This window comes from Streptomyces sp. NPDC006610 (genome assembly GCF_040611575.1).
GTDB lineage: Bacteria > Actinomycetota > Actinomycetes > Streptomycetales > Streptomycetaceae > Streptomyces.
The window spans coordinates 1-13,647 of the sequence record NZ_JBEXOP010000004.1 but is presented as its reverse complement, the minus strand read 5'-3'; the positions used below and the strand labels follow the sequence as shown (position 1 = coordinate 13,647).

13 protein-coding genes are annotated in these 13,647 nt (G+C 74.9%); 9 read left to right on the top strand and 4 right to left on the bottom strand.

From position 1 onward, the window contains the following. Nucleotides 1–381 carry a succinate dehydrogenase, cytochrome b556 subunit gene (gene sdhC / locus ABZY13_RS04475; protein ID WP_356627382.1) on the bottom strand — a complete coding sequence of 127 codons (381 nt, stop codon included), beginning with the start codon at nt 379–381 and terminating at the stop codon, nt 1–3. A 277-nt stretch (nt 382–658) separates the two neighbouring features. Beyond that, nucleotides 659–1,111 (bottom strand): 2-oxo-4-hydroxy-4-carboxy-5-ureidoimidazoline decarboxylase, encoded by a 453-nt coding sequence (locus tag ABZY13_RS04470; protein ID WP_356627561.1) that lies wholly within the window; start codon nt 1,109–1,111, stop codon nt 659–661. A gap of 199 nt (nt 1,112–1,310) precedes the next feature. On the opposite strand from ABZY13_RS04470, the gene ABZY13_RS04465 reads away from it, so the two are divergent. From ABZY13_RS04465 to ABZY13_RS04455, 3 genes are all read left to right on the top strand, one after another. Next, nucleotides 1,311–2,981, top strand: a complete 1,671-nt coding sequence (locus tag ABZY13_RS04465) for a glycoside hydrolase family 20 protein (protein WP_356627381.1) — start codon at nt 1,311–1,313, stop codon at nt 2,979–2,981. 123 nt (nt 2,982–3,104) lie between these two features. Further along, entirely contained in the window at nt 3,105–3,677 is a 573-nt protein-coding gene (locus ABZY13_RS04460) for a hypothetical protein (RefSeq protein ID WP_356627380.1), read from the top strand. Between the two features lie 250 nt (nt 3,678–3,927). Continuing rightward, complete coding sequence (locus ABZY13_RS04455; protein ID WP_356627379.1) at nt 3,928–4,326, top strand: hypothetical protein; 399 nt, start codon at nt 3,928–3,930, stop codon at nt 4,324–4,326. A gap of 150 nt (nt 4,327–4,476) precedes the next feature. Here ABZY13_RS04455 and ABZY13_RS04450 read toward each other — a convergent pair whose 3' ends face one another. Continuing rightward, complete coding sequence (locus ABZY13_RS04450; RefSeq protein WP_356627378.1) at nt 4,477–7,191, bottom strand: N-acetylmuramoyl-L-alanine amidase; 2,715 nt, start codon at nt 7,189–7,191, stop codon at nt 4,477–4,479. Nucleotides 7,192–7,458: 267 nt separating this feature from the next. Between ABZY13_RS04450 and ABZY13_RS04445 the strand changes: the two genes are divergently transcribed. The 5 genes from ABZY13_RS04445 (at nt 7,459) to ABZY13_RS04425 (ending at nt 12,177) form a co-directional block, all read left to right on the top strand. Further along, complete coding sequence (locus ABZY13_RS04445) at nt 7,459–7,893, top strand: hypothetical protein (protein WP_356627377.1); 435 nt, start codon at nt 7,459–7,461, stop codon at nt 7,891–7,893. A gap of 187 nt (nt 7,894–8,080) precedes the next feature. Next, on the top strand, nt 8,081–8,698 hold the full coding sequence (locus tag ABZY13_RS04440; protein ID WP_356627376.1) for an RNA polymerase sigma factor: 618 nt from the start codon (nt 8,081–8,083) through the stop codon (nt 8,696–8,698). Nucleotides 8,699–8,793: 95 nt separating this feature from the next. Further along, a complete protein-coding gene (locus tag ABZY13_RS04435; RefSeq protein WP_356627375.1) occupies nt 8,794–9,762 on the top strand; it encodes a hypothetical protein in 969 nt (322 codons plus the stop codon). A gap of 496 nt (nt 9,763–10,258) precedes the next feature. Further along, complete coding sequence (locus ABZY13_RS04430) at nt 10,259–10,930, top strand: RNA polymerase sigma factor (protein WP_356627374.1); 672 nt, start codon at nt 10,259–10,261, stop codon at nt 10,928–10,930. Beyond that, a complete protein-coding gene (locus ABZY13_RS04425; protein ID WP_356627373.1) occupies nt 10,930–12,177 on the top strand; it encodes a hypothetical protein in 1,248 nt (415 codons plus the stop codon). Before ABZY13_RS04430 ends, ABZY13_RS04425 begins: the two co-directional genes overlap by 1 nt. Before the next feature lie 208 nt (nt 12,178–12,385). Here the strand turns inward: ABZY13_RS04425 and ABZY13_RS04420 are convergent, their stop codons facing one another. After that, a complete protein-coding gene (locus ABZY13_RS04420; protein ID WP_356627372.1) occupies nt 12,386–13,267 on the bottom strand; it encodes a L,D-transpeptidase family protein in 882 nt (293 codons plus the stop codon). Nucleotides 13,268–13,516: 249 nt separating this feature from the next. Here ABZY13_RS04420 and ABZY13_RS04415 point away from each other — a divergent pair. Next, the coding region (locus tag ABZY13_RS04415; protein ID WP_356627560.1) for a methylmalonyl-CoA mutase family protein at nt 13,517–13,647 on the top strand (131 nt) is incomplete at its 3' end.

Here is a 13,647-nt window from a genome sequence, read left to right as displayed (position 1 = left end):
TCAGCTCCCGAACAGTTCACGAGCGGCGTGGCCGAGGACGGGGTAGATCGCCCCGGCCATCAGTACGGCCCACAGGCCGACGACGATCCACATCATCTGCTTCTGGTAGCGGGGACCCTTCGACCAGAAGTCGACGGCGATGACACGCAGGCCGTTGAGCGCGTGGAAGACGATGGCGGCGACGAGGCCGTACTCGAGCAGGGCGACGATCGGCGTCTTGTACGTCGCCACGACTTCGTCGTAGGTCTCGGGGGAGACACGGACGAGTGCGGTGTCCAGTACATGCACGAACAGGAAGAAGAAGATGAGGACGCCGGTGACTCGGTGAGCCACCCAGGACCACATTCCTTCCCGGCCGCGGTACAGCGTTCCAGCCGGCACGGAATAACCCTCCGGGAGCGGGGATAGGGGCCTGCCGGCTTCGGCGTCGGACGGGCCCGGCCGGGTACGGTCCACCGGCCCCCAGCATCGTAGCGATGCGGTGGCGCTCAGCCTCGCCGGGGTCTCTCGGTGTGATCAAACTGGCACGCGTATGGCTCACCGTTGGCGGCTTGCGTACCGGAATGTGGCGTTATGCGCCGGGCGCGGCGCAGGCCGGCGCATGACCGGGACGGCGGAAACCGCCGCCCGGGCCGGCCGGGGGTTTGCGCCGTCCCGGTCAGACACCCCCGAGCCGCTCGCCCAGACGCTGCTTCGCCAGGCGGCGGAGTTCCTCCCAGGCGACGATCCGCTCGTCCTCCGGATCATTGGCCAGACGTGACCGGATTCCGGCCAGGACGTGGTCGAGGGCCTCCCGCTCCGGGACGCCGTCCAGGCACATCACGAAGACATGGCCGAAGCGCGCCTCGTACGCCGCGTGGGCCGCGCGCAGGGCGGTGTGGGCCGCGGAGTAGGTCCCGGGCGGGACCGGGGGCAGGGACTCGCCCGCCAGGGCCTCGGCGAGGTCGGCGGGGGCGAGGTCGTAGGCGGCCTCGTCGGACGCGGCGAGCAGGGCGTCCAGGTCGGGGTAGGGGCGGTGGTCGGCGACCCGGCGGGCCCATCGGGGGCTGCGCAGGCAGGCGAGGAGGGCGCGGTGGACGTCGTCCTCGGGGTCGGTGTTGAAGCGCCGCAGAGGGGACGGTGCGGCGCGCGTCTGCTCGGGAAGGAGGCGTGTCACGTGGGTGTCGGCAGGGGATGGTGTGAGAGAGATGCGCTCACGTTATCCACACCGGTCACGACCTGTCCGAGGGTTGCCCCGAATTCACCCGGACGGGAGAGTTTCGTACCGTGCGGTGGACACCCTCCGGATGGTTCGGTCGTAGGTTGGCTCCATGAGCCGGCACAGGCGCAGGGCGTCGGACGGGACCGTGCGGCGCAGGGCGCTGCTGATCGGGTCGGGGGTCGTCGTGTGCGCGACGGGCCTCGGGCTGTGGGCCTCCGGCGGCGAGGGCGGGGCCCCCACGGGCGCCGTACGGCAGCCCTCGGACCGTACGTCCGCCGCGTCCGGCGAGTCCTCCGGGCCCGGCGCGGGCGCCGCGCGCGCCCCGAGCCCGACGCCGGCCCCCTCGCGCTCCTACGCCCTCTCCCGCGCGCCCCTGACCATCCCCGCCGTCCGTGAGCACGCCCCCGCGCGCGGCCCCGGCTGGCGGCCCGCGCGCGGTCACCGCGTCGTCGTGGACGACCCGGCGCTCGCCGACGAGGGCCGGCTGGTCGCGGGCGAGCTGGGGATGGCGTACGCCGGGGAGCGCGGCGACGAGCGCGCCGGCGACCTGCGCCTGGAGCTCAACGCGAGCAGGGGCGCCAACCCGGAGTCGTACACCCTGACCGTGCGCGGCGGGCGGGTCACCGTCGCCGCGCCGGCCGAGGCCGGGGTCTTCTACGGCACCCGCACCCTGAAGCAGGCCGTGCGCGGCGGGGCGGCGGCGCCGGAGGGCGTGGTGCGGGACGCGCCGGCCAAGGCGCGGCGCGGGCTGATGCTGGACATCGCGCGCAAGCACTTCACGGCCGGCTGGATAGAGGACCGGATACGCGAGCTGGGCGACCTGAAGTTCAACGAGCTGGGCCTGCACTTCTCCGACGACCAGGGCTTCCGGATCGAGTCGCGGTCGCACCCGGAGGTCGTGTCCGAGCAGCACCTCACCCGGGCCGAGGTGCGGCGGATCGTGCGGCTGGCCCGGAGCCGGCACATCACGGTCGTGCCCGAGATCGACTCGCCTGGCCACCTCGGCGCCGTGCTCGCCGCCCACCCCGAGCTGCAGCTGCGCGACGCGCGGGGCACCGCGGCGACCGGCGCCGTGGACATCTCCGAGCCGGCCGCCGGGAAGCTCGTCGACGAGCTGCTCGACGAGTACGCCGGCCTGTTTCCCGGCGGGCGCTGGCACCTCGGCGGCGACGAGTACCGGGCGCTGACCGCGTCCGATCCGGAGGCGTCCTATCCGCAGCTGGCCGCCGCAGCGCGCGAGAAGTACGGCGAGGGGGCGACCGTGGCCGACCTCGCCACCGGCTGGCTCAACGACCGCGCCGCCGCCGTGCGCGCCCACGGCCGCGTCCCGCGCGCGTGGAACGACGGCTTCTACGCCGGCACGTCCGTGCGGCCCGACGAGGACGTCGAGGTCGCGTACTGGACCGGCAAGGAGATCGGGGCGCGCCCGCCCGCCGAGTACCTGAGCGCGGGCCGCGAGCTGATCAACTACAACGACGAGTTCCTCTACTACGTCCTGGGCCAGCCGCAGACCTTCGTCTACCCGACCGGGCAGCGCATCTACGAGCAGTGGACCCCGCGGGTGCTGCGCGGCACCGAGCCGGTCCCGGCCTCCTACGACGACCGCATCCTCGGCGGCTCCTTCGCCGTCTGGTGCGACCTCGCCGGCTCCCAGACGCAGGAACAGGTCGCCGCGGGCATCCGGATGCCGCTGCGGGCGACCGTGCAGAAACTCTGGAACCCGGACGAGCCCGGCCTTTCCTGGGCGGACTTCCGGAAACTGGCCGACCGGCTCGAGTGAGCCGACCGCCCCCGGATGGCTGAAAACGCTCTCTCGTGAACCCCAGTGACACTACGGCGGCGTAGCGCGCAGTAAGGGGAAGTGTGGGCTCCGTAAGGAAGGCGCCCCGGAAAGCGAGGCGTGATGAGCCTGGTGGAACTGATCGCGCAGGCCGATGAGCGAGGACTCGCCGCGTGCGGTCTGGCTTGTTTGGATCGGTGCGTGCCCCTGCTGGGCGGTGACGACGAGGTGCTGCGGCCCCTGTGGGCGGACCTGGCGGCCGACGAGGGCACGGCCGGCGGCGGGGCGGTCGGCGGCGGGGCGTGGGGCAAGCTGTGGGAGCAGGCGCGCGCCGAGCTCGGCGGACCCGACGGCCACGACGAGGCCACGCTCCTCGCCCACCGGATGCTGGCCGCCGCCCCCGCCACGCCGGACGGCCCCGAGGTGCGGACGTGGGCCGACGCCTGCTCCGTCGCCTCCCTGCGCATCCACCGGCTCCTCGACCCGGCCGAGGACGCGGACTCGGTCGACGCCCGCCGCGAGGGCCGCACCGAGGGAATGTCGCCGCTGGTCGCCGCCGAGCTGAGGCGGCAGACGACCGTCCTGGAACTGCTCGCCGAGCACGGCACGGGCGGGCTGCGCCGGGCGCTGGAGGTGTCGGTCGAGGGACGCCGGGTGCTGCGCGCCGTCGTCTCGCGCCGTGCGCGCCTCGCGTGAGACGCGGGGCGTCCCTTCGTGAGATGTGCGGCGTCCCTTCGTGAGACGCGGCGCGTCCCTTTGCGTGCGCGGGCGCACCGACGTCGGCGTGGGGCGGCACGACGGCGGCCGACGGCGTAAACCCCCGCGCGCGGGCGGATCCTGTGACCGTCCCGCGGCGACGGTGGGGCAGTACCGCGCCGGTTGTGCGCAAGCGCCCGATCCGGGTGACGAATCGGGGCGGCGCAGCGCTCTTTCCCATGTGACGATCGTGACGACTCAGCAGGAGACCAGGCCGTCGGCCGCCGCCAAGCCGGTCCGGTGGGCCGCCGACGCCGTGGTGACGATGCGGGAGGGCGCGCGGCTGCGCCTCGACTACTCGGCGCAGAGCCTGTGGCGCGTCGACCGGATGATCGACGAACTGCGCCGCGAGGGCACGCCGTACGAGGCGGTCAAGAACGTGCTGCGCGGACTCGGGGCGTACGCCGGGGAGGTGATCGTCCGGCAGACCGGCGCCGAGTGGTGGGCGAGCGGCGGCGATCACTGGGTGCGCACGCCCGACGGACGGATGTGGGACCCCTTGGAGGAGGCCCGCCGGTGCTTCGCGGGCGGCGACGGCTCGCTGCGGCTGCTGTGCCGGGACGCCACGGCGGACGTGCACCACGGCTGACGCGGGGCCCGTTCCCGCGACCGGTCGCGGGCGGGCCCCTTCCCGCGACCGACGCGCGAACGGCCGGGTCCCCCTTGTCCGACGCGCGAACGGCCGGATCCCCTCGTTCGCGAGGGGTCCCGGCCGCTGCGGTGCGCCGCGGTGACGGCGTTACGGCGTCAGGGTCTGGCCCAGCCGGACGGCCGTCGGCATGCCGAGCATCGTCCTGCTGTAGGACAGGGCGTCGGCGTACCCGAGGCCGGTGCTGTTGCTGGGCACGTGGAGCAGGACGCCGTTCGAGCCGTCCTCGCCGTCCGCGCCGAAGGTGAGGTCGGCGCGGCCGTAGCCGGACAGGTCGGTGAGGGTCACGGAGGAGCCGACGCGGTCGTCGGTCTCGGTGGAGCCGGGGATGCCCGAGGTGTCCTGCGAGATCATCACCGAGCCGGTGCCGGTGAGACCGGACGACGTGCCCCTGATCAGGGTGACGCCGCCCGCGTTGATCCGGTTGACCTCGGCGCGGGTGAGGTTCTCGCCCGGGACGCCGGCCAGGACGTCGAGGTACCCGTCGGCGTTGTGGTCGCCGAGGGACACCGCGGCGCCGAAGTTGTCGCCGGACTCGTTCGCGCCGATGACGGACGGGGTGTCCTGGTGGATCACGGCCATGCCGGTCGTGGTGAACCCGGTCGACGAGCCCGGCACCAGGGTGATCTGGCCGCCGGACTTCGCGCCCGACTCGGAGGCCACCGGCTGGCCGATGACGATGTCGTCGTAGCCGTTGCCGTGGACGTCGCCCGCCGCGATGGACCGGCCGCCCCTGACGGACAGCACCCCTGCCTTGGTCAGGCCGGACGCCGAGCCGGCGAAGCGGACCACGCGCCCGGTACCGCCGCCGTCCCGGTAGTTGAGGGCGACGTCCGCGTAGCCGTCCCGGTTGAAGTCGCCGGTCGCGGAGTCCAGGTACGCGACCGGGCCGGTGGCCGTCGTCAGCGGGCCCGTGGTGGTGGCGCCGCCGGTCAGCCGGACGTGGAAGGTGCCGCCGTTGCCGGCGCCCGCCGCGAACACGTCGGCCTTGCCGTCGGCGTTGAAGTCGCCCGCGGCCACCGTCGAGCCGAGCTTGGCGCCGGTCGCCTTCACCCCGGTCGTGCTGAACGAGTAGCCCTTGGCGAGCGTCGGGCCGTACATCACCGTGACCTGGCCGCGGTCGGTGTGGCCGCTGGAGTCGTCCTCGCCCGGCGCGCCGATCACCAGGTCGGCGTGGCCGTCTCCGGTGACGTCGCCCCAGGCCGTTGCGGTGCCGAAGCCGTCGCCGGACTCGGTGGTGCCGGGCACGCCGGAGCTGTTCTGGGTGAGCGTGCGCTTCGCCGAGAGGACCGGCCCGTCGACGCCGCCCGGGACCACGGTCACCGCGTTGGCCTTCGGGACGCCCGCGACCAGGTCGGAGATGCCGTTCCGGTCGAAGTCGGAGGTGGCCAGGGCGTGCGAGACGCCCGGCGCCTTGGCCAGCCGGCGGACGAGGTCCAGCTTGGCGATGAGGTGGTCGCCGGGGCAGGCGGTGTTGTTGGTGGCGTAGTGGCCGAAGACCCGCGGCAGCTCGATCGACTGGCCCTTCTCGACCATGTTGCCCTTCACGCCCTTCGCGACCCCGGACTGCAGGGACACCCGGCCGGTCGGATCGACGCCGTACATCCCGAACTTCCAGGCGACGATCCGCGCGATCGCGTCCAGCCCGGCGCGCGTGGGCTTCGCGGTCTCGAAGTTGCCGATGTAGGAGATGCCGACCGTGTCGGTGTTGAAGCCGATGTCGTGCGCGCCGGTCACCGGCAGGTCCACGCCGCCGCTGCGGCCCTCGAAGATCTGGCCGCACCGGTCGACGACGAAGTTGTAGCCGAGGTCGAAGTAGCCCTGCTGGATGTGGGCCTGCTGGATGGTGCGCAGCCGGGCCGCGCTCTGCGCGCAGGACAGTTTGTTGTCGTTGTCGACGCCGGTGTGGTGGAGCGCCGCGGCCTTGATCTGCGTGCCGTACTCCGGGGTGCCGTTGTACTCGACCGCCGCGCCCCACTGGGCCTGCGTGATGATCGGCGGCTTGACGACCGTCGAGGGGACGGGGGCCGGGACCGTCGGGGAGCCGCTGGGCGTCGGGGACGGGGTCGCGGTGGGGGACGCCGAGTCGGTGGGCGACGGTTCGGTGGGGGCGGGGGAGTCCGTCTGCGGCTGCGTGGGCGTCGCCGAGTCGGTCGCCGGCTCCGTCGGCGCGGGCGGCACGGGCTCCGTGGGCGTCGGGGTCGCCGAGTCCGTCGCCTCCGGTGGCACGTCGGGCGTGGCGGTCTCCGCGGCGAAGGCCGCCGGCGTCATGGCGTCCGCCGGGTCCGTGCCCGGGTCGAGCAGCTTGACGTCCATGCCGGCCGGCTGGCCGCCCGCTTCCGCGCCGCCGGCGTTCACCAGGCGCACCTCGACGCCGTCCGACTCGCCGGTCCACACCGACTCGGTGCCGCCGCGGGCGGCGATGCGCCCGCCCTCGGCGCCGTCGGCCTGGTGCGGCTCGCTCGACAGGGTCTGCCAGCCCGACCAGGCGCCCGTGGCGGCGTCCCGGGTGCGCACCTGGGGGGTGCCCTTGGCCCGCGCGTCGGGGTCGTTCCAGGTCAGCACCACCGCACTGAAGCGGTCCGTCTCCCGCTTGGCCAGGCCCTTGCGGCCCGCGCCCCGGTCCTGGAGCTTCAGCGTGCGCACGGAGGGCTCACGTCCGGCGCCGCCCCCGGAATCCGCGGGCGGTTCGGCGATCGCGTACGTGACGATGCCCGCGCCGCTCAAGGCGACCGCCCCGATCGTCAGCCAGGCGCGTCGCTTGAGACTGAGCGGTTTGTACGCACGGGTGCTGCGTGGACTCAACTACCCCACCCCTAGTGATGGACATGGACGCACCCGTCGTCACACGGGCGCACATTCCCCCAGCGCTCATGTTTGATCAAACGTCACCTGGGGAAGCGCCCGACCTCGAGTCCACCGCGAGGAAAAGTGAACCCTTGTCCGCATACGGCATGGCCCCGCTGTGGCGAGCGCCACACATCCGGCCGGTGATGTTCCGGCCGGCGCATCCGCTGGGTCACCCGGGGGCCCGGCGGGGGCCTTCCGAAGCCGAGCGGAGGGCTGGGTCCCATGGAAAGGCCGGTGGCGGGCGCGGGGGCGCCGGGCGCGAGCGGGATGCGGCCGTACGCGGCGGCGTTCGTCGCCCGGGCGCGGCGGGGCCGGCTGCCGCTGGACTACTCCGTGGCCAGCCTGCGCGCGGTCGACTTCGTGATCGACGGGCTGCGCAAGGGCGGCGCCGACCCCGAGCGGGTGCAGGAGACGCTGCTCGGCCTCGGCGCGTACGTCGGCGAGGTGATGGTGCGCCGCGCCGGAGCGGTGTGGGTGGACCTCGACGCCGGCCCCCGCGACCTGTTCGGCCAGCCGGTCGGCGTACGGATGCCGGACGGGCGGATCTGGAACCCGCTGGGCAAGGTCCGCAACAGCTTCGACATCGGCGGGCCCGGGGAATCACTGCGCACCTTCTACCTGACCCTGCACGGCCGGGCCCGACGCGCCGTCGCGTGACCGACCGGACGCGTCGTCGCACGCTCGGGGCGCGTGACGCGCCGCCGTCCGACCGGACCCGGCGCGGCGGCGACGCCTGACGAGCTGTGACATTTCTGTGTGCCCCGGCGCTGATGACCTTGGGGGACGCGGGCACGGCCGGAACGTGTCGCGCGTTGAACTTGCCACCCGTACGAGAAGGACGGTTTTGGGCCAGGGAGGGGAAACCCGGCGCGCGCAGGCGTACGACGGGGAACTGGGCGCGGCCGTCGCGCGGGCCCAGGACGGCGACGAGGCCGCGTTCGCGGTCGCCTACCGCATCGTCCAGCCCGGCCTGCTCGGATACCTGCGCGGCATCGTCGGCGACGAGGCCGAGGACGTGGCGTCCGACGCCTGGCTGGAGATCGCCCGCGACCTCGGACGGTTCAAGGGCGACGGGGCCGGGTTCCGAGGCTGGACCGCGACCATCGCCCGGCACCGGGCGCTCGACCATCTGCGCCGCCAGCGCGTACGGCCCCGCGCCACGGCGCTGGAGCAGGACATGCTGGAGCTGCCCGGCGCGCACAGCACGCACGAGCAGGCACTGGAGACGCTCTCCACCGAACACGCCCTGTCCCTGGTGCGCGGGCTGCCCCGGGACCAGGCCGAGGCCGTGCTGCTGCGGGTGGTGGTCGGCCTCGACGGTCCCTCCGCCGCCCGGGTCCTCGGCAAACGGCCCGGCGCGGTGCGCACCGCGGCCCACCGGGGGCTGAAGCAGCTCGCCCGCCGGCTGGCCAGTGAAGGTGTGACGGATGAGGCTCCCCGGACGCTGGGTGAGTCGAAGTGAAGGACGACGGTGGACACCCGCGGACACCTGGACACGACCGGCCCTCCGGGCGGGCCGGACAGCCGGAGGGGCCGGGACAGGAACGGAAGACGGACATGGGTGAAGGGCGAAACGGCGGCGGCGCGCCCGGCCGTCCGTGGACGTCCGGCCCGGACGAGGAGGGCCACGCCGGGAGTGAAGGGGGAAACGGCGGCAGGTCCGGCCGTCCTTGGACGTCCGGCCCGCGCGAGGAGGACGGCCACGCCGGGCTCGCGGCGCTCCTCGAAGCGGCCCTGCGCACCGGCGACCCGGACCCCGAGGCCGAACAACGCGCCGTGACCGCCTTCCGGGCCGCGCGGGACGCCGGGGCGCACCGGGCCCGCACCCGGCGCCGGGACGACTGGCGGCCCCGGACCCGCGGAGCGTCCCTGCGCTCGGCGCGGGCCACGCTCGCCGTCCTGCTCGGCGGCCTCACCCTCGGCGGGGTCGCGTTCGCCGCGATCGGCGGCTCGGATGCGGCCCCCTCCTCCCGGCCGGCCCCCGGCGCCGCATCCACCGGCCCCGGCCTCACCGGCCCTCCGCCGTCGGCACCGGACGCCGCGCCCGCTCCGTCCGGCTCCGCATCCCGTCCCGGTTCCGCCTCCGTCTCCGGCGCTTCGGACCCTTCCGCCGCCGCCCAGGACGAGGAGGCCCGCTGCCGGGCCTATGAGCAGGTCGCCGGGCGCGGCCGGGCGATGGACGCGGAGGCCTGGCGGCGACTGGTCGACGCGGCGGGCGGCGAGGACCGGGTGGACGCGTACTGCGCCGACCGCCTCACGCCGGCGGCGGGCCGCACGGCTCCGGGCGCCACTGTCCCGCCGGCCGCCCCGGCGCCGACGGACGTGCCGGTCCCGACCGGCGTCCCCGTCCCGACCGGCGTCCCCGTCCCGACCGGCGTCCCCGTCCCGACCGGCGTCCCCGTCCCGACCGGCGCCCTCGTCCCGACCGGCCCGGGCGTCGTTCCGTCGCAGGACGGCGGCATCGGGGGCGGCACCGGCGAGGCGCCGGACGCGGTGGAGCGGACGAGGGGGAGCGGCGGGCAGTAGGCGCGCCCGACGTCCGCGGCGGCATATGCGGCTCGTCCGGAGCGGTCTTCCTCGACGGAGGAACCTCGGCCACGGCCCAGCAGTGGCCGGCGGCCCCCCGGACCTGCTTCGCGGGCGTCGTCACCGGCCGGCGCGCGGTCGCACCGCTCGCGGCGGGGGCCGAGGCAACGGCCGGGGCCGCCACCCCCCACAGGAGAGGCCCCGGCCGTCGCGCGGCACGGGCCGCGCGGCGGCCCGTATTCCTTACAGCGCCGAGCGTGCGCGATGTGTCACACCCCGGCGCCGACCTCGTGCATCACGAGTCAGTTGCATCTTTGACGAACATGGACGGGGAGCGGTTTCAACACGTAACGTGCCTTTCGCGCCGAACCGCGGAGGACACACGACCACCGCGAACCACTGCGGTCATGGAGCCGCAAACGATCATTTCGAGGAACCACGACGGCGAGAGCCCGGGCCGCGACGGCGGTGCCGGATTGGCGCAGAGGGGCGCGCGGTGCTGGGGGACGACGCGGAGCTGACGGCCGCGGTGCTTGCGGCGCAGGACGGGGATGAAAACGCTTTCCGGACTGTGTACCGCGCGGTGCATCCACGTCTGCTCGGATACGTACGGACGCTGGTCGGTGACCCCGACGCCGAGGACGTCGCGTCCGAGGCATGGCTGCAGATCGCCCGGGACCTGGACCGGTTCAGCGGAGACGCGGACCGTTTCCGCGGCTGGGCCGCCCGAATAGCCCGCAACCGCGCCCTCGACCACATACGGATGCGCGGCCGGCGCCCCTCGATCGGCGGCGACGAGACCGAGCTGACCGGCAGGGCCGCCGAGTCCGACACCGCGGGCGAGGCGATCGAGGCGCTGGCCACCGACCGCACCCTCTCCCTCATCGCCCGTCTGCCGCAGGACCAGGCCGAGGCCGTCGTGCTGCGCGTCGTCGTGGGCCTGGACGCCAAGACCGCCGCCGAGACGCTCGGCAAGCGCGCGGGCGCCGTACGCACCGCCGCGCACCGCGGGCTGAAGCGGCTGGCCGAGCTGCTGGGCGACCTCGGGGACGATCCGGAATCGGCCGGTGTGCTCGACGCGCTGCCCTCCCAGCGAGAACCACGCGGCCCGGCATGGACGTCGGCGAGTGTGACGCACCGGCGCGCGCGGACGCAGAAGGACATGTGATGGCCGACGAGCAGTACAAGTGGCTGGACCGCGAAACGGCGGAGCGTCTGCTGCGGGGAGAGCCACTGGACGCTGTCGACGCCGATGCCCGGGCGCAGGCCGAGCGGCTCGCCGGCGCACTGGGTGAACTCACCCCGAAACAGCCCCTGACCAGCGAGGAAATCCCCGGTGAGGGCGCCGCGCTGGCCGCCTTCCGCAAGGCGCGGGCGGACCGCGACGCCGAGCTCGCGGCGGCCGCCGAGGCCGGCCGGGCGCACCCCTCGGACGCCGGGACCGTGCGCCCGGCCCGGCGTCCGCGTGCCGTCGCGATCACCGTCGCCCGGCCCCGCTGGGCCCGCCGTGCGCGGTTCGGGCTGGCCGCCGCGGTGGCCGCCGCCATGGTCGGCGGTGTGGCCGTCGCGGCCGGAACCGGAGTCATCCGCACGCCCTTCGGCGGCTCCGAGCGCGGGCCCTCCACCCCGGTCTCGGCCACCCCGACGCCGGGCGGGCCGCTCGCCCCGGGCACGCCCGACGGGAGCGGCGGGGTGGACTCGGCCGTGTCCGCCGGCCCCGGGACCGGCCGCGGTTCCGACGACGCCGGGGCGGGCGGCCGGGACGCCGGGGACAAGGACCGCGAGGAGGGCGCCCGCCCGGACGCCAAGTCGGAGGCGTTCGCCGCGGCCTGCCGCGCCGTGCGGGACGGGAAGAAGCTGGACGAGAGCAGCAAGCGGGCCCTGGTGGGCGAGGCGGGCGGCTCGACGCGGGTGGGCGCGTACTGCGACGGCGTGCTGAAGGACGCCGCCGCGACGGGCGGTGCGCACGCCACCGGAGGCGCCACGGGCGGAAGCAGCGGCAGCAGCGGCGGTACGGGCGGCGCCGACGGCACGAGCGGGGCGGGCGGCGGCTCGGGCGCCGGGTCCGGTTCGGGCGCCGGGTCCGGTTCGGGCACCGGTTCCGCGTCGGGATCCGGTTCCGCGTCGGGCGGGGCGCAGGCCGGGCAGGAGAACGGCAGCGGCGACGCGGCCACGGACGCCGGCCGCAGTAACGGCGGCTCGGGCAGCGGCAGCGGCAACGGGAACGGCAACGGGAACGGCACGGGCGGCGGTACCGACGGCGGGGGTGAGCCGGCCAGGGGCAACGGCGGCGGCAACGGCCGCCACCTCGGAGCCCACCACAACGGCACCGGCGGAGGCGTCGGCGGGGGCGGCGACGACACGGAGAGGGGCACCCTGCCCGCTCCGGCCCACCGCCCGGTGAATCCCTCCTGAACTGCGCTTTCGCAGTGCAGGAAAGTTTTTCCCGCACAGGTGTGACGTTTCCGGCCCTTGCTGCGCAGTACTGAGTGAGCCGACTGGTCATCGGCCCTCGCACAGAGCCGGGGTTCCCCCCGTACCCACGGCTCGTGCACCTGGCGCGGGCGGGACACGTTCCCCCGGTCCCGCCCGCGCCCCAAGCCTCCCTCTCACCGGGCGCGGCTCACCAGTGCACGACGACCTTGTCGCCGTTGCCCACCTGCGCGTACAGCCCCGCGATCGCCGCCTCGTCCCGCACGTTGACACACCCGTGCGAGGCGCCCGCGTAGCCCCGGGCCGCGAAGTCCGCCGAGTAGTGCACCGCCTGGCCGCCGCTGAAGAACATCGCGTACGGCATCGGGGCGTCGTACAGCGTGGAGTGGTGGTGCCGGGACTTCCAGTAGACCCGGAACTCGCCCTCCCGCGTCGGGGTGAACTCCGACCCGAACCGCACCGCCATCGTGGAGACGGTCCGGCCGTCGATCATCCAGCGCAGGGTGCGGCTCGTCTTGCTGATGCACAGCACCCGGCCGGTCAGACAGCGCGGGTCGGGCGCGTCGGCGGGCTGGCCGCCCATCAGATACAGCTCCCACTGCCCCGGTTCCCGGGTCATCGCCTGCAGCCGCCGCCAGGTCACGGTGTCGGTCCGGCCCGTCCGCGGCAGGCCGCGCTTGCCCTGGAAGCCCCGCACCGCCCGCTCGGTCAGGTCGTCGTACGTACCGGTCGGGCCGTCGTGGAGCCAGGCGACCTGGCGCAGCCGTGCCTGGAGCTCGCGCACGGCCGGTCCGGCGTCGCCCGGCTCCCACAGCACCAGGGCGGGGGCGGCCGGTGCCGGCCTCTCCTCCGGTGCGCCCGGGCGCCCCGGGCCGGGGCCGGACGCGGAAGGGGAACGGGGCGCCCCGACGTGCACCGGCCCGCGCGGCTCGCCGTCCGGTCCCACGGGCTGCACGGTGCAACCGCCGACCGCTGCCGCCGCCACCACCGCGAGGAGCACAGCCGCCCTCCCCGGCCCGCCCAACCCCCGAGCCCCGCCCAACCCCCGAGCCCAGCCGCCCCTCGTCCCCATCCGGGACCCCCTCTTCCCCGCGTCACCGCGCCGCTGTCCCCTGGCGACCCCCGAGGGGTCCCCTGAAATGTTCCCCGCGCAGGACGCGCCGCGAACGACACGGCATCGTTGTGAGGAAGGTCCCAGCACAGGGCCCTCCATCGGGCGCACGGCCGCCGCTACAGTCCGTCGCGAGGGTCGGTACGTACTGGCGAGTAACTGGCGAATTGAACGAGCGAGCACCCCGGTGCTCAGCGGGAGGCACACACCATGGCGCGCGAGTCGGAGTCCGGACTTCCCATCGAACCGGTGTACGGGCCGGACGCCCTGGAGGGCTGGGACCCCGCCGAGAAGCTGGGGGAGCCGGGCGCGTACCCCTTCACCCGCGGCGTCTACCCGAC

Coding starts and splice junctions, on each gene's coding strand:
- ABZY13_RS04465 (WP_356627381.1), top strand. CDS start 1,311: ATGAGCCGGCACAGGCGCAGGGCGTCGGACGGGACCGTGCGGCGCAGG.
- ABZY13_RS04460 (WP_356627380.1), top strand. CDS start 3,105: ATGAGCCTGGTGGAACTGATCGCGCAGGCCGATGAGCGAGGACTCGCC.
- ABZY13_RS04445 (WP_356627377.1), top strand. CDS start 7,459: ATGGAAAGGCCGGTGGCGGGCGCGGGGGCGCCGGGCGCGAGCGGGATG.
- ABZY13_RS04435 (WP_356627375.1), top strand. CDS start 8,794: ATGGGTGAAGGGCGAAACGGCGGCGGCGCGCCCGGCCGTCCGTGGACG.
- ABZY13_RS04425 (WP_356627373.1), top strand. CDS start 10,930: ATGGCCGACGAGCAGTACAAGTGGCTGGACCGCGAAACGGCGGAGCGT.
- ABZY13_RS04420 (WP_356627372.1), bottom strand. CDS start 13,267: ATGGGGACGAGGGGCGGCTGGGCTCGGGGGTTGGGCGGGGCTCGGGGG.